Genomic DNA, 21,797 nt, shown 5'->3' on the forward strand with positions numbered 1-21,797 from the left:
GTTGATCAAGAGGTTTGCGTCACGACACGCGCCTGATCTGACGCGAACCTCTTGATCAGCAAGAAGGGTTTGCTGGTCGGGGGCATGTTCTGCTGCTCGCGGGATAGAAGGCGGGATGACCGAAGCCTCCGCCGCGCCGGTGTTGAATCGTCGGCAGATCCGGCTGCTCATGCTCGGCCTGATGACCGGCATGCTGCTGGCCGCACTCGATCAGACCATCGTCGGTACGGCCCTGCCGACCATCGTCGGTGAGTTGGGCGGGATCAACCACTACTCGTGGGTGGTCACCGCGTACCTGCTCGCCTCGACGGCGTCGACTCCGCTGTACGGCAAGATGGCCGACCTGTACGGCCGCCGTCCGGTGTTCCTCTTCTCGATCGGCACGTTCCTGGTCGGGTCGTTGCTGGCGGGGTTGTCGCAGAACATGACCCAGCTGATCGTCACCCGGGGCATCCAGGGCCTCGGCGCGGGTGGTCTGCTGACGTTGGCGTTCACCATCATCTCGGACGTCGTGTCACCCCGGGAGCGTGGCCGCTACCAGGGATTGTTCGGCGCTGTCTTCGGCATCTCGTCGGTGGCCGGCCCGCTGGTCGGCGGTTACTTCGCGGAGACCGACTGGCGGTGGATCTTCTACATCAACGTGCCGCTGGCGATCCTGGCCATCGTGGTCTGCTATCACGTGATGCGGCTGATCCCGTTCGAGCGCCGGAACCACGCGATCGACTGGCTGGGCGCGGCTCTGCTGGTCGCCGGGGTGAGCTGCCTGCTGCTCGCGTTGAGTTGGGGCGGCACCGAGTACCCGTGGGGCTCCGGGGTGATCATCGGTCTGCTGGTGGCGGGCGCGGTGCTCGCCGTGCTCTTCGTGCTCCAGGAGGCCCGGGTCGCCGAGCCGATCCTGCCGCTGCGGCTGTTCCGCAGCGCCACGTTCGCCCTCGCCAACTCGGCTGGCTTCGTGCTCGGTCTGGTGATGTTCGGGTCGATCATCTTCATCCCGCTGTACCTGCAGATCGTCAAGGGCGCCTCACCGACCCGCAGCGGTCTGCTGATGCTGCCGATGATGGCCGGCATCATCGTCACGTCGATCCTCACCGGGCGGGCGATGAGCCGGATCGGCCGGTACAAGTGGTTCCCGGTCGCCGGGTCGGCGACCCTCGTGCTGGGCATGTTGCTGTTCACCCGGCTGCACGTGGACACCTCGCTCTGGGTGGCGTTCGGCTTCATGGTCGTGATCGGCGTCGGCCTGGGGCTGTGCATGCAGTCGCTGGTCCTGGCGGTGCAGAACGCGGTCTCCGTCCGCGACCTGGGCGCCGGTACGTCCTCGGCGACGTTCTTCCGATCCTTGGGTGGTTCGTTCGGCGTGGCGATTCTCGGCACGCTGCTCTCCTCGCGGCTCAACACGCAGTTGGCCGACCGGCTGCCGGGGGCGATCGCCCAGCTTCCGCCGGAGCAGCAGGCGGCGGTCGCGGCGAGCGGCGGCACGAACATCTCGATCAACGACCCGGGGACGATCATGGCGCTGCCCGGTGCGGTGCGGTCCGCCATCCAGGAGTCGTTCGTCGACTCGCTGCACCTGGTCTTCCTGACCGCGGGTCTGGTCGCCATCGTGGCGGTGCTGGTCACCGTGGTGATGCCCAACAGCACCCTGCGGGGTGCGGGTCCCGAGGGCGCCACCGGTGGTGCCGACCCGCTGGGCGGTAAGGCTGCGGCACCGGGCGGCAAGCCGCTCACCCGCGAGTCGAAGGAGGAGGCGGCCGCCGACATGGAGGCCAAGTCGCAGACGATGATCTGACCCGTCGGCCGCCCCGGCCCAGGTCGGGGCGGCCGACGGTGGCGGGCCTCAGGCGGGACGGCGGTAGGCGCCGTACCACCAGATCCTGGCCAGTTCCCGGGCTGCCGCCGCGTCCGCCTCGCGCTCGGCCGGGGCCGTGGCGACGTGGTGGGCGAGGAACCGGTCGCCGCCGAGCACGATCAGCTGGCTCGCCGCCGCCGTGTCCAGGCTCGCGGGGATACGCCCGGCCCGCTGCTCGGCCACGAGGACCTCGGCGGTACGTGCCACGAACTGCCCCAGCCCGGCCGCCCAGTACTCCCGGACCACCTCGTCGTACGCGGCGACCTCGCTGATGGCGGCGAGCACCGGGGCGTACGTCCGGTAGATCCGGATCACGTCGGCGAAGACCTCGGTGAGTGATTCGAGTTGGTCACCGGGCCCGGAAGGGTCCCACTCGCGGATCCGGTCGAAGGAGGTCTCGCGCATGGTGCCCGCGAGGCGCATGAGCAGCTCGCTCTTGTCCCGGAAGTGGGTGTAGAACGTCGACCGTGCCACCCCCGCCTCGGCCGCGATCCGCTGGACGCCGAGGTCGGTGAAGCGGACCCCCTGCTGGAGCAGCCGCTCGGTGGCGGCCAGCACCCGTGCTTCGACGGCGGCCCGACCGTCGGGGTTGCGCGGGCGGCGTCGGGTGATCGAGGGCATGGTCGGAATCCTAGGTGGCTGGGTGCGGGATCGGCGACGTACGCTGAATTGCCGGACACAGTGTCCGACATAGTGACCACGAGGTGCCTGACCTCGGCCTCCGACCCACCACGAGGAGCAACGCACGTGAAGTACCGACTGCTGGGGAACACCGGCGTGTACGTCTCCGAGATCTCCCTCGGCACGATGACCTTCGGCGGGAGCGGCCACCCGCTCTGGGGCGGCCTGGGCGCGCTGCCGCTGCCCGACGCCCAGCGGCTGGTGGACACCGCGCTGGACGCGGGCGTCAACTTCGTCGACACCGCGGACATGTACAGCGATGGCGAGAGCGAGGAACTGCTCGGCCAGGCGCTCGGCAAGCGGCGACGCGACGTGGTGCTCGCGACCAAGGTGCACGCCCGGACGGGCCCCGGCCCGAACGACGTCGGCACCTCGCGGTTGCACATCATGCAGGCGCTGGAGGACAGCCTGCGCCGGCTTGGCACCGATCACATCGACCTTTACCAGATCCACAACTTCGACCAGGTCACCCCGATGGAGGAGATGCTGCGCGCGCTGGACGACGCGGTGCAGCAGGGCAAGGTCCGCTACATCGGTTGCGCGAACTTCGCGGCCTGGCAGATCTCCAAGGCGCTGGGCATCTCCGCCCGGGAGAAGCTGGCCGGCTTCGTCTCGGTGCAGTCCTACTACTCGCTGCTGGGCCGGGACGTGGAGCGCGACGTGGTGCCGATGGCGCTCGACGAGGGGGTCGGATTGACCGTGTGGAGCCCGCTGGCCGGCGGCTTCCTCTCCGGCAAGATCGGCCGGGACAACGCGGTCGCCGACAGCGGCTCGCGTAGCGCCCAGCCCGGGTACGCCAGCTTCACGCCGTTCGACGCCGAGCACGCCTTCGGAGTGGTCGACGTGCTCAAGGGCGTCGCCGACCGGCACGGGGTCAGCCCGGCCCGGGTGGCGGTCGCCTGGCTGCTCTCCCGGCCGGCCGTGACCAGTGTGATCGTCGGTGCCCGCAAGCAGGAGCAGTTGGTGGACAACATCGCCGCCACGGACCTCACGCTGACCGCGCGGGATCTCACCGAACTCGACGAGATCACCACGCTGCCCGTCGCGTACCCGAACTGGATCCAGGAGGCGTTCGCCGGCGTTCGCTACCCGCAGTAGGTCCGGCGCTCACCCGCCGGGCCGGGCGCGGCCTACTTGAGGATCAGCCGGTTGGTCTGCTCGAAGACGTCCAGGTCGGCCAGGGTTTCGTTGACCGAGGCGGAGAGTGGGGCGGGGAACCGGTCGCGGGGGAAGAAGCCCGCGTCGGTGGTCTCGTCGGTGGTCCGGGCCAACTGCCCGTCCCACTCCTCGACCTTGAAGGCGGTCGTGAAGACCTGGTACGTGTGCCCGTACATGTTGGTGCTGGTCCGGTCCGGGCCGGTGTAGAGGGCGAACGCGCAGACCCGCAGCGCCCGCAGCCCGGTCTCCTCGCGGACCTCCCGCACGGCGCAGTCGGCGATCGACTCGCCCAACTCCATCGCCCCGGCGGGCATGGCCCACTGGCCGTTGTCCGAGCGTTGGATCAGCAGGATGCGCTTGGCGTTGTCGCTGACCACGGCCCGGGCGCCGACGAACATCAGCGTCCGGTCCCCGGCGAGCGCGCGTAGCTGCCCCACGTACGAATCGGCCCAGGAAATGCTCACCTGCGACAATTTACGGGGGTTCCCAACGTGTGACCGGCGACACTAACTTGTTACCCATGCGTAGCACGATGATGGACGCCCCTCTGCAGGTCTCCCGGATTCTCGACCACGGCGCAGGAGTGCACGGCGCGGCGGAGGTGGTCACCTGGACCGGCGGCGAACCCCGCCGGATGACGTACGCCGAGGTGGGCCGTGCGGCCGCCCAGCTGGCACATGCGCTGCGCGACGAGTGCGGGGTGACCGGCGACGAGCGGGTCGCCACCTTCATGTGGAACAACAACGAGCACCTGGTGGCCTACTTCGCGGTGCCGAGCATGGGCGCGGTGCTGCACACCCTCAACATCCGGCTCTTTCCCGACCAGGTCGTCTACATCGCCAACCACGCCGAGGACCGGGTGGTGCTGGTCGACAGCACGCTCATCCCGCTGCTGGCCCGGGTGATCGGCGAGCTGGTCACCGTGCGACACGTGGTGGTGGTCGGCGGCGGTGACCCGGCGCCGCTGGTGGCGGCGGCCGGGGACCGGATCACCGTGCACCACTGGGACGCGCTGCTCGCCGACCGGCCCGAGGTGTACGACTGGCCGGAGGTGGACGAGCGTGACGCCGCCGCGCTCTGCTACACCTCGGGCACCACGGGCAACCCCAAGGGCGTCGCCTACTCGCACCGCTCGATCTACCTGCACTCGTTGCAGGTCTGCATGCCGGAGGGTTTCGGTCTCGGGCCGACCGACCGGGAGCTGGCCATCGTGCCGATGTTCCACGCCATGTCGTGGGGCCTGCCGTACGCGGCGTTCCTGTCCGGCGCGTCGCTGATCATGCCGGACCGGTTCCTCCAGGCCGCGCCGATCGCCGAGATGATCGCGGCCGAGCGGCCGACCCTGGCCGGTGCGGTGCCGACGATCTGGACCGACCTGCTGGCCCACCTCGACACCCACGACGTGGACACCTCGTCGCTCACCGAGGTGATCGTGGGTGGGTCGGCCTGCCCGCCCGCCCTGATGCACGCGTTCGACGAGCGGCACGGGATCGACGTGATCCATGCCTGGGGGATGACGGAGATGTCCCCGCTGGGCTCGGTCTCCCGCCCGCCGGCCGGTGCGACGGGTGAGCTGGCGTGGCGCTACCGCTACACGCAGGGCCGGGTGCCGGCCGGGGTGCAGGCGCGCATCGTCGGCCCGGCGGGCGAGCCGCTGCCCGCCGACGGCACGTCCGTGGGCGAGTTGGAGGTCCGTGGGCCGTGGGTGACCGGCCGGTACGTCGGTGACGACGCGCCCGACGAGGAGAAGTTCCGCGACGGCTGGCTGCGCACCGGTGACGTGGGCACGCTCTCCCCGGACGGGTACCTGACGTTGTCCGACCGCGCCAAGGACGTGATCAAGTCCGGTGGTGAGTGGATTTCGTCGGTGGAGCTGGAAAATGCGCTGATGGCCCACCCGGCGGTGCTGGAGGCCTGCGTGGTGGGGGTGCCCGACGAGCGGTGGGGCGAGCGGCCGTTGGCGACCGTCGTGGTCCGGGAGGGCGCCACGGTGACCGCCGAGGAGCTGCACGACTTCCTGGCCGGCTCGGTGGCGCGCTGGCAGCTGCCCGAGCGGTGGGCGTTCATCGACACCGTGCCGAAGACCAGCGTGGGCAAGTTCGACAAGAAGGTCGTCCGATCGCGGTACGCCGGAGGCGAGCTGACTGTCCGAGAGCTGACAGCCCCGTAACGTTTTGGCGGGCACCGTCGCCTGTTGGGATGAGGAGTTCTCCTGATCATTCCTCCCCAGGGGGCGGCCCCGGCGTTCGCACCGCGCCGGGGCCGCCCTTTCCATGCGGGTAACCCGCACCGCCATTGTTGCGAAAATTGTTCGGCTCTGTCCTGATGACGGGGAAATCGGTGGCCGACGACCCGATCAGACGTCGCTGGTGGTGATCTGCACCTTGCCCACCACCGAGTCCTCCACCGCCTGGTGCGCGGCGGCCGCGTCGGCCAGCGGGTAGGAATGCAGCGGCAGGCCGGCGTCCGCGCCCACCCGGATGCCACCCTGGTTGGCCGCCGCCGCCACGTCGACCACGCCCTGTGCCTTGGCCGCCTTCGGCTCGGTGTAGACCAGCACGAACTGCCAGCGACTGTTCAGCGCGAACAGCGGACGGACCGGCACCGTCATCTCGGCGCCACCGTCGTCGGCGTACACGCAGACCGAGCCGCCCTGCCGCAGCACCTGCGCGTCCGTCGCGGCGTTGCGGGCAGGGGAGACCTCGACGATCGTGTGGACCCCGTCGGGCGCGATCTTGCGGACCTCCTGGACCACGTCCTGCTCCCGATAGTTGATCACGAAGGAGGCGCCGGCCGCCGCCGCGAGCTGCGCCTTCTCCGGGCTGCTCACCGTGGCGATCACCGTGGCGTCGGCCCACCGGGCCAGCTGGATCGCCGCGTTGCCGACCGCGCCCGCCCCGCCCTGCACCAGCACGGTGTGGTCGGCCAGCGCACCGGCGCGCAGCGCGTCCGGCATCAGCTCGCCGGCCGTCAGGCAACGGTGCGCGGTCAGGAACGGAATGCCCAGGCTCGCCCCCACCTCGAACGAGGCGTCACCGAGGCGGACCGCCTGCCGCACCGGGACCAGCGTGTACTCGGCGGCGGTGCCCCACGGCCGCTGCCAGGCCGCCTCCCAGATCCAAACCCGCTCGCCGATCAGCTCAGCGTCGACTCCCGTGCCGACCGCCTCCACCACCCCCGCGCCGTCCTGCCCGGGGATCTGCCACTTCTTCGGCGCAGAGGACCGCCGGGACTTCCAGTCCGTCGGGTTCACCCCCGACACCGCCATCCGGACCAGGACCTCGCCCGCCTCCGGCTCCGGCACCGGCCGGTCGACCAACTGGAGCACCGAGGGGTCGCCGGTGCGCTCGTACACGATGGCCTTCATCCGTCGACTCCTCAGCTGTCCGGCGCGCGGCACCCGGGTCGAGCACCGCCGCCTGCGGTACCCCGCACAGTCCCCGTCATGCCGACCGACGCGGCCCGCGAAGACAACCGGGCACACGGTGGCACGGACCGGACGGCCGTGACGCGGCGCACGTCAGCCCGGCAGCCCGGCCACCAGCTCCGGGGTCAGCTCACCGACCGAGCCCAGCGTCACCGCCGCCAGCCCGGCCGCGTCCGGATCCAGGGGGTACGAGCCGTGCGGCACCGCCACCACCCGCATCCCCGCCGCCGCGGCCGACCGGACCCCGTTGGACGAGTCCTCCACCGCCGCACAGCGGGTCGCGTCGACGCCGAGGCGCTGTGCGACGGCCAGGTACACGTCCGGTGCCGGCTTGCCCCGCTCGGTCTCCTCGGTGGAGAGAGTGGCGACGAACGCGTCGGTCAGGCCGGTGGCCTCCAACGCCGCCGCGATCAGCCGGGTCGGTGACGAGCTCGCCAACCCCAGCGGCCATCGCGCGGCCAGCCGACGCACCACCTCGTCGGCGCCGTCGATCAGCGGTACGTGCTCCCGGTAGCGCCGGGCCATCTCCCGCACCACCTCGTCGGCGACCTGCTCGGCGGTGCGCTCCACGCCCAACTCGCCACTGAGATAGTCGGCCCACTCGCCGGTGCTCATGCCCATCAGCCGGCGCTGGGTGTCCGGCTGCCAGGCGCCGCCGTGCTCCGCCACGTACGCCCGCCGAACCTCCTCCCACACCGGTTCAGAATCCACGATCACGCCGTCCAGGTCGAAGACCACCGCATCCACCACGGGCCCATCCTGCCCGACCAACGGGCTCAGGGTCAGGCGGGCAGCGCGGGCAGCCCGATCGGGCTGCCCGGCGGGATCAGCTCGTGACCGGACCGGGCGATCGGGTCCAGCAGCTCACGCAGTCGGTCCGTGCGATCCGCGCCGAGGGCCAGCCACGGGTGCTCGGCGGCCCGGTCGGTGGCGTCCTCGACCGCCTGGAAGCCGGCATGGCCGACGTCGGTGGCCTCGCCGTCCCCGGTCAGCCAGCCGCGCTGCGCCAGCCGCTCGCGGGCGGCGTGCCACTGCTCCTCCGTCCAGCCCCGGCCCAGCAGGTTCACCGGTGACATGTCCACCGCGACCTTGAAGGCCAGCGTCTCCACCGGGTCCAGACCGGCGGCCACCAGCGCCGCCACGTGCCCGTCGCCGCGATGCTCGCGCAGCGTCGTCGCGGCCTGCCAGATTCGGGCCAGCGGGTACTCCCCGATCGGCAGCGCCGCGTTGGCCGCGCCGAGCACCCGGCCCGCCGTCTGCGCCGCCTTGGCGGCCTCCTCCAGCAGGTCGGCGGTCTCCACCAGGTGCGCCTCGGGCAACTCGTAGGTCAGCTCGGCGAGCGCCTGCACGGCACCGGTCAGCCGTGCCCGCAGCGCCTCCTGTGGGGTGGCCAACCGCCAGACCGCCGGCAGGGCCCGGCTCACCATCGGTGGCGCGAAGGTGAAGAAGGCGGCGATCACCGGAGCCGCCTCGGTGGCGCCCAGCGGCGCGGACCGGCCCGCGAAGTAGCCCCGCCAGTAACCGCGCAGGCCGACCGCCTCGTATGCGGCACGGGCCCGGGGGTGGAAGTAAGTGACCGCGTGCACAGCCTCGAAGTGCGTCCACATCAGCCGGGCGCTCCGCCCAGACTCGTCCAGCGTCACGTGCACCTCCGCGTCCCCGTCCCCGGATGCTCACCCCGGGCGGCGAGCCGCCCGGGGTGACGCCGAACTTACTGCCGGTGGGTAACGGGCCGGAAGCCCCATGTGAACAACTCCATCGCGGCCGGACGACAACCGGGGCGAAGCGGACAGGTCACTGGGCGCCGAGCACGTCCACCACGAAGCGCAGCGGGCCGGTCGGACGGCCACCGGCGGCGGCCTCGTCGTTGCCGTACGCCAGCTCGCCCGGGATGTCGAGCTGCACCCGGCTGCCCACGGTCACGCCCACGAGGCCCTGGTCCCAGCCGGGAATGACCTGACCCACACCGATGGCGAAGGTGGCCGGCTGGCCGGCGTTCCAGGACGAGTCGAACTCCTTGCCGTCCTTGTAGAACACGCCCACGTAGTTGGTGGTGATGGTCTGGCCCTGCTTCACCGCCGGGCCGTTGCCCTTGATGACGGGGGTGACCGTGAGCTTGGTCAGCTCGCCCGTGCCCGCCTGCACCGCCGGCTTGGTGCCCAGCGCCGGGTCGGCGCCCTCGGGCAGCTGCGGGGCGGGAGGCGCGGCGGCCTCGTCCGGGGCCGGAGCGGAGGCGGACGGGGTGGCGCCGGCCTGGGTGGCGGGCTTGTCGTCCCGGTTCCGGTCGACCCAGACGAAACCGGCGATCAGCAGCGCCATCGCGGCCACGCCGGCGATCCCACCGATCCACGCGTTGCGGCGGCGCTTGGCCTCGGCGGCCTTCTGCGCCGCCAGCTGGGCGGCCAGACGCCGTCCTGCCTTGGTCGCCGGGCTCTGACCCTCCGACCGGTTCTGCTGCGTGCGCTCGCTCACGTCGTCGACTCCCTGCTGCAAAGGTGTGGCCGGCACCCGGTGCCGGGGGGAAAGCCGACGCACACGGTACCCGCCCTGCGGCCTCCCGTGCCCGTCCCGGACGTCTCGGATCGCCCAGGGACGCCGTCGCGGGACGTTATTCCGGCACCACCATGAAGTCGGTCACGAACGAAGTCACGCCCCCGTCGGCGGCGCGCCCGATCCAGGTTCCGTAGCAGCCATCGCCCCAACCCGTGGCGACGGTGACGACGTTGGCGCCGGTGGTCTCGTCCAGCACGGCGGTGATCAGGCCCGGGACCGGCGACGAGGGCAGTTCCGCCGGGATGAAGACCTCCTCGACCTGCTCCTCGTCCCAGGTTTCCAGGACGGCGAGCGCGGTGGGATCGGCGAGGGTGCCGGCGCCGGCGTCCACCCCGTACCCGAAGTAGTCGTCGGGGCCGAGGGCGGCGACGTCCTGGTCGCCCGCGACGGCCGGTTCCCAGCGGACCGTCGACGCCTCGGAGATCACCAGCTCCAGCGCCGCCACCCGCCGGTCCACCTCGGCGTCCTCCCGCAGCACGGCGGCCACCCAGGCTCGGGCGGGATGACGCCCCGGGGGCACGGTGACCGTGAACGGCTCGGCCTCGGGGCAGACCAGCGGGTCGCACCCGACCACCTGGCCGGTCGGCAGCACGATGTCGCCCACCGGGTGAACCTCGATCAGGTACGCGCCGTGCTCGTCGGTGAAGCGGGCGCCGGGCGTCAACAACCGGTCCAGGTCAGGGGTGTACGGCATGAGGGCTCCTCCGGTTGCCAGCGGCCGGCGGAGCGTACCCGGCCGGCGGACACCCTTCGGCGCTGCCGTACCGGTCAGGCGGTCTTGCGGGATGCGGTCTTGCGGGCGGCCGTCTTCTTCGCCGGCTCCGCCTTCTTCGCGGGGGTCTTCTTGGCGGCGGTCTTCTTCGCCGGTTCGGCCGCCTTCTTCTCGGCCGTCTTCTTCGCTGCGGCCTTCTTCGCCGGTGCCTTGGTCGCCTTCTTCTCGGCGGCCTTCTGCGCCGAGCGGGCCGACGAGATGGGCGTCGGCTCGCCGCCGCCACCGCCACGGGCGGGTTGCTCGCCGCGCGCCGCGCGGGCCCGGTCCACCGATGCCTTCAGCGCGGCCATCAGGTCCACCGCGGCGGCCGGGGCCTCCTCGACCTCCTCCGGCTGGACGACCTCCCGACCCTCCACCTTGGCGTCGATGACCTCCTGCAACGCCGCCCGGTAGTCGTCGGTGAAGACGTCCGGCTCGAACTCGCCGGTCATCGAGTCGATCAGGGAGCTGGCCATCGCCAGCTCCGGCGGACGGACCTTGAGGTCCTCGTCGAGGAAACCGAAGTCGGGGGTACGGATCTCGTCCGGCCAGAGCATCGTGTTGAGCAGCAGCACGCCCTCGCGTACGCGCAGCGTGGCGAGCTGCTCCCGCTGGCGCAGCGCCACCTTGACGATTGCCACCCGCTCCGAGTCGACGAGCGCGTCGCGCAGCAGCACGTACGGCTTGGTGGCCGTGCCCTCCGGCTCCAGGAAGTACGCCTTGTTGTAGAGGATCGGGTCGACCTGCTCGGCCGGTACGAACTCCAGCACGTCGATCGCGCGTGAGCTGGTCAGCGGCAGGTCGGCGAAGTCCGCGTCGGTGAGGATCACCATCTCGCCACCGCCGATGTCGTAGCCCTTGGCGATGTCGTCGTAGGTGACCTCCTCGCCGCAGACCGAGCAGGTGCGCTTGTAGCGGATCCGGCCGCCGTCCTCGCGGTGCACCTGGTGGAACCGAATGTCCTTCTCCTCGGTCGCGGAGTAGAGCTTCACCCCGATCGAGACGAGCCCGAACGACACGGCTCCCTTCCAGATGGCACGCATCCTGCGCTCCCTTCCCCGGTATCGACCATGCTCGCATCCGAAAGAACCTGACGCGAGGTGTTCGGCCTGCTACTACAGTCGGGTCGTGCCTGGCGCGCCGCTCAAGCCGATGCTCGCGATGACCGGGCCGCTCCCGGCGGGTGACGGCTGGGCGTACGAGTTCAAGTGGGACGGCGTCCGCGCGCTCGCCGACATCTCCGGAGGCGTCCAGCACCTGTACGCCCGCTCCGGCGTCGAGATCACCGCCGCGTACCCGGAGCTGGCCACTCTGCCCGAGCAGGTCGACAACGTGCTGCTCGACGGCGAGGTGGTGCTGTTGGGGGAGGGCGGGCAGCCCTCGTTCACCGCGCTCGCCGAGCGGATGCACGTACGGGACCGGAACAAGGCGGCCCGGTTGGCCGCGGTCATGCCGGTGACGTACATGATCTTCGACCTTCTCCGGTTGAACGGCGACGACCTGACCGGCTGGCCGTACGAGCGCCGCCGCGAGGCACTGGACGCGCTCGCGCTCGGTGGCGCCCGGTGGGCGGTGCCGCCGGTCTTCGCCGACGGCCAAGCCACCTACGAGGCGGCCGGCGAGCATGGCCTGGAGGGCGTGATGGCCAAGCGGGTCGGCGCCGTCTACCGCCCCGGGGTGCGCTCACCGGACTGGGTGAAGGTCAAGCTGGAGGTGACCGGTGACTTCGTCATCGGCGGCTGGCGACCGGGCGCGCGTCGGATCGGCGGGCTGCTGGTCGGGGTGCCCGGCCCGGACGGCCGGCTGATCTACCGGGGGCGGGTCGGCGGCGGGATCGGCGCCGCCATCGAACGGCAGCTCCTCGCCGAGCTGGAGCCGCTGCGCTCCGGCGTGTCACCGTTCGCGCCGGGCGTGCCGCGCGAGGATGCCCGAGGTGCCATCTGGGTAACACCCAGCGTGGTGGTGGAGGTGAAGTACGGCCAGCGCACCCCCGACGGCCGGCTGCGCTTCCCCCGGGTGCTGCGGTTGCGCCCGGACAAGCCTCCCGAGGAGGTCGACGATGCCGGGTGAACGGCTACGGGTGGACGTCGAGGGCCGCCCACTGGAGTTGTCCAACCTGGACAAGGTGCTCTATCCGGCGGCCGGCTTCACCAAGGGCGAGGTGATCGACTACTACACCCGGATCTCCCCGGTGCTGCTGCCGCATCTGCGGGACCGGCCGGTCACCCGGATCCGCTTCCCCAACGGGGTGGACGACAAGTCGTTCTTCGAGAAGAACACGCCAGCCGCGACCCCGGACTGGGTGCGCGTGGAAAACCTGCCCGCGCCCGGCTCGACGAAGGGTCGCGAGACCATCGACTACGTGGTGGCCGACGACCTGCCCACCCTGGTCTGGCTGGCCAACCTGGCCGCGTTGGAGCTGCACACGCCGCAGTGGAAGGTCGGCGAGCACCCGGACATGATGGTCGTCGACCTGGACCCGGGGCCGCCGGCGGGGCTCGCCGAGTGCTGCCCGGTGGCGGTGCTGATGCGCGACCGGCTCGCCGACGACGGCATCGACTCGTACCCGAAGACGTCCGGCAAGAAGGGCATGCAGCTCTGCTGCCCGATCGCCGGCACACAGTCCTCCGAACTGGTCTCCGACTACGCCAAGCGGATCGCCCAGGAGTTGGAGAAGGCGCACCCGAAGCTGATCGTGTCGAAGATGGCCAAGAACCTGCGCCCGGGGAAGGTCTTCATCGACTGGAGTCAGAACAACGCGGCGAAGACCACCGTGGCGCCGTACTCGCTGCGCGCCCAGTCGGTGCCGTCCGTGTCGACGCCGCTGACCTGGGACGAGGTCGAGGCCGGCGCTCGCGGCCGGAAGCCGGCCGTCCGCCAGTTCACCGCCGCCGAGGTCCTGACCCGGGTCGAGGAGTACGGCGACCTGCTCGGCCCACTGCTCGAAGGCGGCCCGGAGTTGCCCCTCTGACGGTGGGTCTCTGGATGGCGCGGCGGGCTGTCCGTGACTGAGCGCGACAAGCGTCAGTGCCTCCGGCCGGACCCCTCAACCCCTTTGCTCTGCTTACCTATACGCAACACCGCGTTGAGCTGCGGCTTCACGCTCGGCCTCCGAGGGTGGCGGCCGAAGCTGTGCTCGCGGAGGGTGAGCGTTGCGTATAGGTAAGCAGAGCAAAGGGTCTGGGGTAGGGGCGATGGCCGCGCCTCGCATCAGCTTGCGGCGACGTGAACAGCGGGCGAAGCGGGGCGCAGCCGCCACCAGGCACCGCCGACCAGGGCCACGGTGATGACGACGGGAGCGACGGAAGTCGTTGAGTAGGGTGGAGTCGATGTCGTCATCGGGGAGCGTGGAAATGCAGCCAGCCGTCACGGCCGACCTACCCGTCGACGTCGAGCGCCCCCTGCTCAGCTACCGCGACGAGTCGACCGGCGAGCGCGTCGACCTGACCGCGCACCAGGTCGGTGCCTGGGCGGCGCGCAGCGCCAGTTTGCTGCGGGACGGCTGCGGGCTCGGCCCCGGCAGCCGCGTAGCGGTGCTGTTGCCGCCGCACTGGCGTACCGCCGCGGTGTTGTTGGGCGCGTGGGCCTGCGGCCTGGCGGTGTCGTTCCGGCCGCGCGCCACGGCGGGCCTGCCGGTGCTCGAACCCGGCGGTGACCGGCCGTACGACGCGGTCTTCGTGACGCCGCAGCGGCAGGACGACTGGCTGGAGGACGTGCCGGACGCCCCGCACCGCTACCTCGTCGGCACCGGGCCGGGCCGGCTGGCCGACGTCCCGTTGGGCTGGTTGGACTGGTCCGCCGAGGTGCTCCGGCACCCCGAGGTCACGCCCGACCACACCGCCATCCACCCGTCGGACCCGGCCAGCGCGGACGGCACCACCTACGGGCAGTGGGGTGCGCTCGCCCAGGAGGTCGCCGGAATGCTGGGCCTGCGCGCCGGCGACCGGCTGCTGGTTGACGCCGCCGAGCACGAGCAGCCGCTGAAGTGGCTGCTCGCGCCGCTCTCCGCTGGCGCGTCCGTGGTGATCAGCGCCAACCTCGACCCGGCGAACCGGGATACAGTGGTCGCCGCCGAGCGGGCCACCCGGGTTCTGTAGCTCGCCGTCACCCTTCCGGTGGAGCCGCCGCGTTCCATCGGGTTTCACGTTTTCCCTGCTCCTACGCTTCGCCGAAAGCGCGCGCTGTCGCGTTTCCGCACGGGGCGAAGGGGACATGGTGTCGAGGCGTACACGTCGGACTGTGGTTTCGGCGGTGGCCGGCGGCCTCTTCGCCCTCGGGGTGATCGCGCCCGGCCCGGCCGGCGCGCCGCTGCCCCGCGCGGCTCAGGCCGATGGCGCTTCGGCCCCCGCTCCGAGGGAACCGCGCCCCCCGCAGCTCCCGGCCGACTTCCAGGGCACCGGCCGGTACGTCGTGCGCGACCTCGGCATCGACGTGCCGTTCACCTGGCAGGGCAGGGACGGCAACAGCCAGATGGTCGCCGGAGGTCCCGAGCATCCGATCTGGTTCACGAACCTGATCTACGAGAACACGCTCTACACGCTCACCTACAAGTGGCCGAACATCCCGCTGTTCCCACCGCGTGCGTGCAGCAAGGTCCCGGGGTTCTTCAACCGGCAGATCTTCAACGACAGGCTGAAGACGTCTCGTTTCGTGGGGCCGGAGATCCTGCAGGGCAGGAAGGACCGGCACGTCGACCACTGGCGGGTGGGTGTCGTCGGCGGTTCCACCGTGCCGGGGGAGTTCTTCCGGTTCCCGATCGCGCTCGGCGACATCTACGTCGACCACCGGGACCCGAGCCGGTGGTGGCAGGTGTTGCAGTTCGGCCTGCAGAACCTCTTCGACCCAGAGCTGGACGAGTGGTTCACAATGGACATCTTCGACCACCGCCCCGGCGAGGTCACCCTCCCGGACCGCTGCCCACCCCCCACGTCCTGACCCCGCCTGCGCGCCTCGCCTTGATCGACTCCGTGTCGGCGATGTGGGGCCATCAAAGCGTCCGGATGCCGCCACATCCCCGACATGGAGTCGATCAAGGGCGTCCCGGTCAGTCGATTGTCGGGAGCTTCGGGCCGAGGACGTCGTCGGCGTCGACGATCGTGTACGCGTACCCCTGCTCGGCGAGGAAGCGCTGCCGGTGCGCCGCGTACTCGGTGTCGATCGTGTCCCGGGACACCACCGTGTAGAAGTGCGCCTGCCGCCCGTCGGCCTTCGGCCGGAGCACCCGGCCCAGCCGCTGCGCCTCCTCCTGCCGTGACCCGAACGTCCCGGACACCTGGATCGCCACCGCCGCCTCGGGCAGGTCGATGGAGAAGTTGCCGACCTTGGAGATCACGAGGGTCCGCAACTCGCCGGACCGGAACGCGTCGAAGAGCCGCTCCCGCTCCTTGTTCGTGGTCGAGCCCTGGATGATCGGCGCGTCGAGGTATTCGCCGAGCTGGTGCAACTGGTCGATGTACGCGCCGATGACCAGCACCTGGTCGTCGGGGTGCCGGTCGACAAGCGCCTTCACCACCGGCAGCTTGGTGCGGGCGGTCGCCGCCATCCGGTAGCGCTCCTCCGCCTCCGCCGTCGCGTACGACATTCGTTCCGCGTCGGTAAGCGTCACCCGGACCTCGGTGCACTGGGCCGGGGCGATCCAGCCCTGCGACTCGATGTCCTTCCACGGCGTGTCGTACCGCTTGGGCCCGATCAGGCTGAACACGTCGCCCTCGCGGCCGTCCTCGCGTACCAGCGTCGCCGTGAGGCCCAGCCGACGGCGGGCCTGGAGGTCCGCGGTGAACCGGAAGATCGGCGCGGGCAGCAGGTGCACCTCGTCGTAGACGACCAGGCCCCAGTCGCGGGCTCCGAACAGGTCCAGGTGGGTGAACGCGCCGCCGCGCCGCGAGGTGAGCACCTGGTACGTCGCGATGGTGACCGGACGGATCTCCTTGCGCTCGCCGGAGTACTCCCCGATCTCCTCCTCGGTCAGCGAGGTGCGGGCGATCAGCTCCCGCTTCCACTGCCGGCCGGCCACGGTGTTGGTGACCAGGATCAGCGTCGTCGCCTTCGCCTCGGCCATCGCCGCCGCGCCGACCAGGGTCTTGCCGGCGCCGCAGGGCAGCACCACCACACCCGACCCGCCGGCCCAGAACGCCTCGACAGCTTCCCGCTGGTACGACCGCAGCGTCCACGGCTTGCGGCCGTCCTTGCCGGCCTCGGCCAGCTCGATCGGGTGCGCCTCGCCGTCGACGTACCCGGCCAGGTCCTCCGCCGGCCAGCCCAGCTTGAGCAGCGCCTGCTTGAGCCGGCCCCGCTCGGACGGGTGCACCCGGATGGTGTCGTCGTCGATCTTGTCGCCGAGCATGCCGGCGAGCTTCTTGCTCTTGGCCACCTCGATCAGCACCAGCCGGTCCAGTGCCCGCAGCACCAACCCGTACGCCGGGTCGTTGGCGAGCTGGAGCCGGCCGTAGCGGTCCATCGTCTCGGCCACGTCCACCAGCAGCGCGTGCGGCACCGGGTACCGGGAGTACTTGATCAGCGAGTCGACGACACCCTCGGCGTCGTGCCCCGCCGCGCGGGCGTTCCACAGCCCGAGTGGGGTCAGCCGATAGGTGTGCACGTGTTCGGGCGAGCGCTCCAGCTCGGCGAAGGGCGCGATCGCCATCCGGCAGGCCTGCGCGTCGGGGTGGTCGATCTCCAGCAGCAGGGTCTTGTCCGACTGAACGATCAGTGGTCCACCGCTCACGCCAGCGTCCTCTCCTCGGTTGGCCGTCGGGTCGCGGCGGTCGCTTACCCGACGCTGGCCGACCATCCAGTGTTGCACGATGCGGGATCTGCGAAGAAAAATGCCGACCGGGCGCAACCGCAGTGGCACCGGCAGACGTCTAGCAATGGGACGACTGTCCAGGGGAGGTCCCATGAAACGCTTCCGGATCACTTCCCGACTCGTCGCCCCGCTGGTGGTCGTGCTGGTCGGCACCGGCGCGTGCGCGTTCGATCCGCAGTCCGGCGCGGGTGGCGGCGGGGGAGCCGCCCCGGCCGGTGCGGCGGAACAGGTAACGGGGGCGAGCGGCACGTCCGGGCCGGACCAGCGCGGCCGGCCAACGCCGGCCGCGCCGACGCCAGGGCCGACCAGGAGCGCCACGGCGAAACCCACACCCAAGCCGACCCGCGGCACGACGGCACCGGCCACCCCCGCGACGACCACCACGCCGCCGGCCGCCGGCTGCCCGCAGGGCGAGCATCAGCGCGCGGTGGAGACCTACCTGGCCCAGTTGGGCGGGTTCGGGCCGGTGACCGTGGACGGCCGCCAGTCCGCCGCCGACTGCGCGGCCATCAAGAAGTTCCAGAAGAGGTACGGCATTCGCCCCGTCGAGGGTCGCGCCGGGCCGACCACCTCCGACGTGGCCCAGCGGCTCGCCACCACCGACCCGGCCCGCTGCAAGGCCGGCACCGGCACCACGTTCTGCGTGGACCTGACCCGACAGACCGTGTGGGCGGTCCGCAACGGCAAAGTGATCATGGAGCCGACGGTGACCCGGACCGGAATGTCCGGCTATCGCACCCCCTCCGGCACGTACGCCGTCAACTACCGCAACCCCAAGGAGTGGTCCAACCCGTACGAGGTGTGGTTGCCGTACTGGCAGCACTTCACCCAGGGAATGGGCTTCCACGAGACCACGACCTACCTGCACAGCAAGTCCATCGGCTCGCACGGCTGCGTCAATCTGCTGCACGCCGACGCCGTCCGGATGTGGGAGCTGGGCAAGGTCGGCACCCGCGTCGTGCTGGTGGGGCGCCGCCCCGGCACCTGAGTGAGCTGCCCGACTCCGGGTTTTAACCCCTGTCACAGAGGTCCCACAAGTGACACTCTTGGGAGTTCAGGGGTTGGACCGGGCGGGGAGGCTGGGCATGACGGTCGACCGTGACGTGATCGCAGAACATGAGCAGGCGCCGCCCGACGAGGTGTCCCGCGCGACAGTCGTCGCCTACGGCGTCGCGGCAGCGCTCCTGCTCGGGTGGTTCCTCTTCGGCTGGCTGGTGTTGCAGCAGGGCTTCATCGACTCGGTCGGGGAGTCCGCCGGCGCCGGCTTCGCGCTGCTGCTGATCATCTCGGTCGTCGGCACCGTACGCCGCAGCCGCAGCCGCCGCTGATCGACAGCAGCGGCTGCGTTCGCTGTTCCGGTCAGTCCGCCAGCACCGCCGCAGTGATCCGGTGCAGCGCGAACGTATGGAGCATCTCGGTCCGCTCGTCCTCGGCGCGTAGGTAACCGGCGCCGATCGACACCGGCTTGACCAGCCGTGACGCTGTCGCCCCGTGCGCGTCCACGTACCCGACCCAGACCAGCGCCTTGTCGCGGACCGCCTGTTGGAGCACCGCGAGGGCCTCGCTGTGCGTGTGCGCCGGCACCGGGCCGCCGCCGAGCCCCGCCGCGCCGCCGCGTACGACCGCCGGTGCCCGCCGGGCCGCCCGCGCCGCCGCGTCGCCCCGCCGGATGTGCTCCACCACGCCGAGCAGCCGCGGCATCGGCAGTTTCGGGGCGGCCAGCGGATCGAGGGCCCGGGTGGTCATCGGCACCCGCGCAGGGGCCCGCCTGATCCGAGGTCGGGACAGGATGGTGCTGCCGGTGCCGTCCTCCTGCACCGGGGCGTACCCGGCGTCGCGCAGCGCACCCAGCAGTCGACTGACCTGGTACGTGGTGCACAGCACCGTCGGCGCGAGCCGCCGCAGGGCCAGCGACTCCAACCGCCGGTCGGCCAGCACCTCGGTGAGCAGCGTCTCGTCGTCGCTCCGCAGGTACGCCCCGGCCGACCCGACCCGCAGCCCGCCGTGTTTGCGGGCCACGTCGTCCACCAGATAGCTGAGCCCCTGCGGCACCGGGGTACGCGAGCGCCGCCGGAACAACTCGTGCAGGTCGTCGGCCGAGTAACCGGCGTCCAGGGCCCGCCGGATGCTCGCCGTGGTGACCCGGTGAACGCTGGCCCCGCCGGCCGACTCGGGTTCGGTCGTCGCTTCCAACTCGGCGGCGAGCGCGGGCTCGGGCGGGCCGGGCACCACCACGGTCAGGTCGGCCTGCACCAGGAAGTGATCGACCGGGGCGGGCAGCAGCGCGTCCAGCGCCCGGGCGGCGTTGGACGGATCACCGCTCTCCGCGTCCGCGTGCAGCCCCAGCGGGTCGCCGCCGCCCGGCTCGTCGGCCGACGTCAGCTCGCCCAGCAGCAGCCGGCCGTACGAGGTGAGCGCCCCCAGGCCGGTCACGCCGAGCTGCGCCGCCTCGCCCAGCACCTCCCGATGGGCGGCCTCCCGGCCCCGGCTGCGCCGCGGCGCACGCCAGTCCAGCAGGGACTGGACCTCCTCGGGGGTAGGAGAGGTCGCGGGTTCCAGGTCGGCGAGCACAGCGAGCACCGCCCGCCGGGTGGCGGGCGCGCCGGCCCGCTCGGCCTCGGCGGAGAGCGCCGTGATCGGCCGGTCCCGATCGTCGCGCTGGCCGACCAGGCCGACCTGCCGGGTCATGGTCAGCCAGGCGCGGGCCAACTGCTCCCAGCGCTGGGCCAGCGAGGCGGCCCGCCACACCTCGAACCCGCCGGTCGGCAACACCTGCTGATCCGCCCCGTACCGGCCGGCGCTCGAACCGGGCATCTCCAGCTCGCCGGCGATGCCTGCCGCGTACGCCACCTCCAGCAGCAGCGCGGTCGTCGCCTCGTCCAGCCCGGCGGTACGCGCCAGCCGCCGCAGGTCCCGGACGCCGATACCGCCTGAGCGCAGCACCGGCGCGGGTTCGGCGGCGAGCTGCTCCAGCAGCCCTTCGGTGTGCCGGACGACCTCCATGGTCTGCCCGGCCCCGGCCGAGTCGACCGCCTTCGGCTCGCGCGGAGCGCCCGCCACCGGTGGCGGGCTGGTGCGCAACGGTCCGAGTGGGCCGGTGTCGCGGCGCAGCAGGAGGCCGACCTCGCGGGGCAGCTCCACCGTGCCGCCACCCGTCGGCGAGCCGGCCGAGACGGAGACCAGCAGCCGGTTGTCGACCAGCCAGCGCACCGGTGAGCCGGTCGGCGCGCCACCGTTGGTCGGATCGGCGAGCACGGCGTCCTCGGCGCCGATCGGCGGTGCCTGCAACGCGCCCGGCGGCACGCTGCCGACCGGTGGTCCGGCCGCCAGCCGATCGAGGATCGCCCGGGCCGACGGGGGCGCGGCGAGCAGCGTCCGGCGCAACTTCGCCGGGTCCGCGCAGAGCGCGGCCGCGCGCAGGTCCAGGTCCGCGGCCGGCCGGCCGAGTCCCGCGGGGTACGGCGAGACCTCGTCGACGGCGGCCGCCACGTGCAGGGCGTGCTCCGGGCCGTACAGCAGAAAAAGCGCCCTGAGCCGGCCGACGGCGGCCCGGACGGCCGTCGGTGCCGGCGGGTGAGGGCCGGCGGTCGCCATGGCGAGTACGGCGTCGGTGGCCGTGGTGCCCTCGTCCGGGTGCCGGGTGAGCCGGGCGGCGTCGAGGATCTGCATGGTGAACTGGTCCAGCCCGTCCAGCGCGCGGGCCACCGAGACCCGGGACTGGGCGCGGATGGCCAGGGCGGAGACGTCGGCTGGCACGGGCACGACGAGGTCCGGCCGGAGCTGGAGCAGCGCGGCCAGTGACTCGTCGGGCAGTGACCGCAGGTGGTCGGCGAGTGAGGTGGTCATCGTCTTTCCACGCTAGCCCGGCACCGGGCCGTCGGCCCCTCGGACGTCCGGCCGGTCCGGAGTCGCCGGGTACGTTTCTCGACATGCCCGCACTGACCGTCGGATTCGACCTCGACATGACCCTGGTGGACTCCCGGCCCGGCATCGCCGCGACCTTCCGGGCGCTGACCGCGAAGACCGGCGTGCCGGTGGACGCCGACCTGGCGGTGTCCCGGCTCGGCCCGCCGCTGCGCACCGAGATCGCGCACTGGTTCCCACCGGAGGAGATCGAGTCGGCGGTGCGGGTGTACCGCGAGCTCTACCCGGCGTACGCGATCACCCCGACGGTGCCGCTGCCCGGCGCGCGGGAGGCGATCGACGCGGTCCATGCTCAGGGCGGTCGTGTGTTGGTCGTCACTGCGAAAATGGGCCGGCTGGCCCGGCTGCACCTGGACCACCTCGGTCTCACGGTCGACGAGTTGGCGGGCGACCTGTTCGCCGAGCAGAAGGCGACCGCCCTGCGGGAGCACGACGCCACCCACTACGTCGGTGACCACGTCGCGGACATGGCGGCTGCGCAGGCCGCCGGGGTGCCGGGCATCGGCGTCGCGACGGGCCCGTGCTCCCCCGATGAGCTGCGCGCGGCCGGGGCGAACGTGGTGCTGGACGAGCTCACCGAATTCTCGGCCGCGCTGAACGGCATGATCCAGCTAGCCTTGGAGCAGTAGCGGCTCAAGTGAAGCAGGGG

At 71.7% G+C, this 21,797-nt stretch carries 20 protein-coding genes; 10 read left to right on the forward strand and 10 right to left on the reverse strand.

Going from position 1 to position 21,797, the window contains the following annotated elements; all coding sequences use genetic code 11:
• Nucleotides 1-115: 115 nt before the first annotated feature.
• Nucleotides 116-1,789 carry an MDR family MFS transporter gene (locus ABZ780_RS06280; RefSeq protein WP_357004161.1) on the forward strand — a complete coding sequence of 558 codons (1,674 nt, stop codon included), beginning with the start codon at nucleotides 116-118 and terminating at the stop codon, nucleotides 1,787-1,789.
• Nucleotides 1,790-1,837: 48 nt separating this feature from the next.
• On the opposite strand, the gene ABZ780_RS06285 is transcribed toward ABZ780_RS06280, so the two are convergent.
• A complete protein-coding gene (locus tag ABZ780_RS06285; RefSeq protein ID WP_357484703.1) occupies nucleotides 1,838-2,470 on the reverse strand; it encodes a TetR/AcrR family transcriptional regulator in 633 nt (210 codons plus the stop codon).
• A gap of 126 nt (nucleotides 2,471-2,596) precedes the next feature.
• Between ABZ780_RS06285 and ABZ780_RS06290 the strand changes: the two genes are divergently transcribed.
• Nucleotides 2,597-3,628 carry an aldo/keto reductase gene (locus ABZ780_RS06290; RefSeq protein ID WP_357004167.1) on the forward strand — a complete coding sequence of 344 codons (1,032 nt, stop codon included), beginning with the start codon at nucleotides 2,597-2,599 and terminating at the stop codon, nucleotides 3,626-3,628.
• 32 nt (nucleotides 3,629-3,660) lie between these two features.
• Here the strand turns inward: ABZ780_RS06290 and ABZ780_RS06295 are convergent, their stop codons facing one another.
• On the reverse strand, nucleotides 3,661-4,152 hold the full coding sequence (locus tag ABZ780_RS06295; RefSeq protein ID WP_357004170.1) for an NUDIX domain-containing protein: 492 nt from the start codon (nucleotides 4,150-4,152) through the stop codon (nucleotides 3,661-3,663).
• A gap of 56 nt (nucleotides 4,153-4,208) precedes the next feature.
• Between ABZ780_RS06295 and ABZ780_RS06300 the strand changes: the two genes are divergently transcribed.
• Complete coding sequence (locus ABZ780_RS06300) at nucleotides 4,209-5,858, forward strand: fatty acid--CoA ligase (protein ID WP_357484706.1); 1,650 nt, start codon at nucleotides 4,209-4,211, stop codon at nucleotides 5,856-5,858.
• Nucleotides 5,859-6,044: 186 nt separating this feature from the next.
• On the opposite strand, the gene ABZ780_RS06305 is transcribed toward ABZ780_RS06300, so the two are convergent.
• From ABZ780_RS06305 to ABZ780_RS06330, 6 genes are all read right to left on the reverse strand, one after another.
• Nucleotides 6,045-7,055 carry an NADPH:quinone reductase gene (locus ABZ780_RS06305; RefSeq protein WP_357004176.1) on the reverse strand — a complete coding sequence of 337 codons (1,011 nt, stop codon included), beginning with the start codon at nucleotides 7,053-7,055 and terminating at the stop codon, nucleotides 6,045-6,047.
• A gap of 153 nt (nucleotides 7,056-7,208) precedes the next feature.
• Complete coding sequence (locus tag ABZ780_RS06310; protein ID WP_357004179.1) at nucleotides 7,209-7,865, reverse strand: HAD family phosphatase; 657 nt, start codon at nucleotides 7,863-7,865, stop codon at nucleotides 7,209-7,211.
• Nucleotides 7,866-7,897: 32 nt separating this feature from the next.
• A complete protein-coding gene (locus ABZ780_RS06315) occupies nucleotides 7,898-8,722 on the reverse strand; it encodes a hypothetical protein (RefSeq protein ID WP_357485318.1) in 825 nt (274 codons plus the stop codon).
• A 187-nt stretch (nucleotides 8,723-8,909) separates the two neighbouring features.
• Nucleotides 8,910-9,623 (reverse strand): FKBP-type peptidyl-prolyl cis-trans isomerase, encoded by a 714-nt coding sequence (locus ABZ780_RS06320; protein WP_357004182.1) that lies wholly within the window; start codon nucleotides 9,621-9,623, stop codon nucleotides 8,910-8,912.
• A 100-nt stretch (nucleotides 9,624-9,723) separates the two neighbouring features.
• Nucleotides 9,724-10,362, reverse strand: a complete 639-nt coding sequence (locus ABZ780_RS06325; RefSeq protein WP_357004185.1) for a DUF4241 domain-containing protein — start codon at nucleotides 10,360-10,362, stop codon at nucleotides 9,724-9,726.
• A 74-nt stretch (nucleotides 10,363-10,436) separates the two neighbouring features.
• Nucleotides 10,437-11,462, reverse strand: coding sequence for a Ku protein (locus ABZ780_RS06330; protein WP_357484709.1), 1,026 nt, complete (start codon nucleotides 11,460-11,462; stop codon nucleotides 10,437-10,439).
• A gap of 85 nt (nucleotides 11,463-11,547) precedes the next feature.
• Here ABZ780_RS06330 and ligD (ABZ780_RS06335) point away from each other — a divergent pair, with 85 nt between their 5' ends.
• From ligD (ABZ780_RS06335) to ABZ780_RS06350, 4 genes are all read left to right on the forward strand, one after another.
• Complete coding sequence (gene ligD / locus ABZ780_RS06335) at nucleotides 11,548-12,489, forward strand: non-homologous end-joining DNA ligase (protein WP_357484712.1); 942 nt, start codon at nucleotides 11,548-11,550, stop codon at nucleotides 12,487-12,489.
• The gene (ligD, locus tag ABZ780_RS06340; RefSeq protein ID WP_357484715.1) at nucleotides 12,479-13,390 is read left to right on the forward strand and encodes a non-homologous end-joining DNA ligase; all 912 of its coding nucleotides are present in this window, start codon (nucleotides 12,479-12,481) and stop codon (nucleotides 13,388-13,390) included. Before ligD (ABZ780_RS06335) ends, ligD (ABZ780_RS06340) begins: the two co-directional genes overlap by 11 nt.
• A gap of 382 nt (nucleotides 13,391-13,772) precedes the next feature.
• Nucleotides 13,773-14,516: a TIGR03089 family protein gene (locus tag ABZ780_RS06345; protein ID WP_357484718.1), complete on the forward strand. Its 744-nt coding sequence runs from the start codon at nucleotides 13,773-13,775 to the stop codon at nucleotides 14,514-14,516.
• 142 nt (nucleotides 14,517-14,658) lie between these two features.
• Nucleotides 14,659-15,354 carry a hypothetical protein gene (locus tag ABZ780_RS06350; protein WP_357484721.1) on the forward strand — a complete coding sequence of 232 codons (696 nt, stop codon included), beginning with the start codon at nucleotides 14,659-14,661 and terminating at the stop codon, nucleotides 15,352-15,354.
• Nucleotides 15,355-15,463: 109 nt separating this feature from the next.
• On the opposite strand, the gene ABZ780_RS06355 is transcribed toward ABZ780_RS06350, so the two are convergent.
• Nucleotides 15,464-17,143, reverse strand: a complete 1,680-nt coding sequence (locus tag ABZ780_RS06355) for a DNA repair helicase XPB (RefSeq protein WP_357484725.1) — start codon at nucleotides 17,141-17,143, stop codon at nucleotides 15,464-15,466.
• A 172-nt stretch (nucleotides 17,144-17,315) separates the two neighbouring features.
• Between ABZ780_RS06355 and ABZ780_RS06360 the strand changes: the two genes are divergently transcribed.
• On the forward strand, nucleotides 17,316-18,212 hold the full coding sequence (locus ABZ780_RS06360) for a L,D-transpeptidase family protein (protein WP_357484728.1): 897 nt from the start codon (nucleotides 17,316-17,318) through the stop codon (nucleotides 18,210-18,212).
• A gap of 97 nt (nucleotides 18,213-18,309) precedes the next feature.
• Nucleotides 18,310-18,552 carry a hypothetical protein gene (locus ABZ780_RS06365; RefSeq protein WP_357004204.1) on the forward strand — a complete coding sequence of 81 codons (243 nt, stop codon included), beginning with the start codon at nucleotides 18,310-18,312 and terminating at the stop codon, nucleotides 18,550-18,552.
• A 31-nt stretch (nucleotides 18,553-18,583) separates the two neighbouring features.
• On the opposite strand, the gene ABZ780_RS06370 is transcribed toward ABZ780_RS06365, so the two are convergent.
• Nucleotides 18,584-21,070 carry a helicase-associated domain-containing protein gene (locus ABZ780_RS06370; RefSeq protein WP_357004207.1) on the reverse strand — a complete coding sequence of 829 codons (2,487 nt, stop codon included), beginning with the start codon at nucleotides 21,068-21,070 and terminating at the stop codon, nucleotides 18,584-18,586.
• Nucleotides 21,071-21,153: 83 nt separating this feature from the next.
• Between ABZ780_RS06370 and ABZ780_RS06375 the strand changes: the two genes are divergently transcribed.
• Nucleotides 21,154-21,777, forward strand: coding sequence for an HAD hydrolase-like protein (locus ABZ780_RS06375; protein WP_357004210.1), 624 nt, complete (start codon nucleotides 21,154-21,156; stop codon nucleotides 21,775-21,777).
• The last annotated feature ends 20 nt before the right edge of the window (nucleotides 21,778-21,797 follow it).

The organism is Micromonospora sp. NPDC047467 (assembly GCF_040643095.1).
Classification (GTDB): domain Bacteria; phylum Actinomycetota; class Actinomycetes; order Mycobacteriales; family Micromonosporaceae; genus Micromonospora.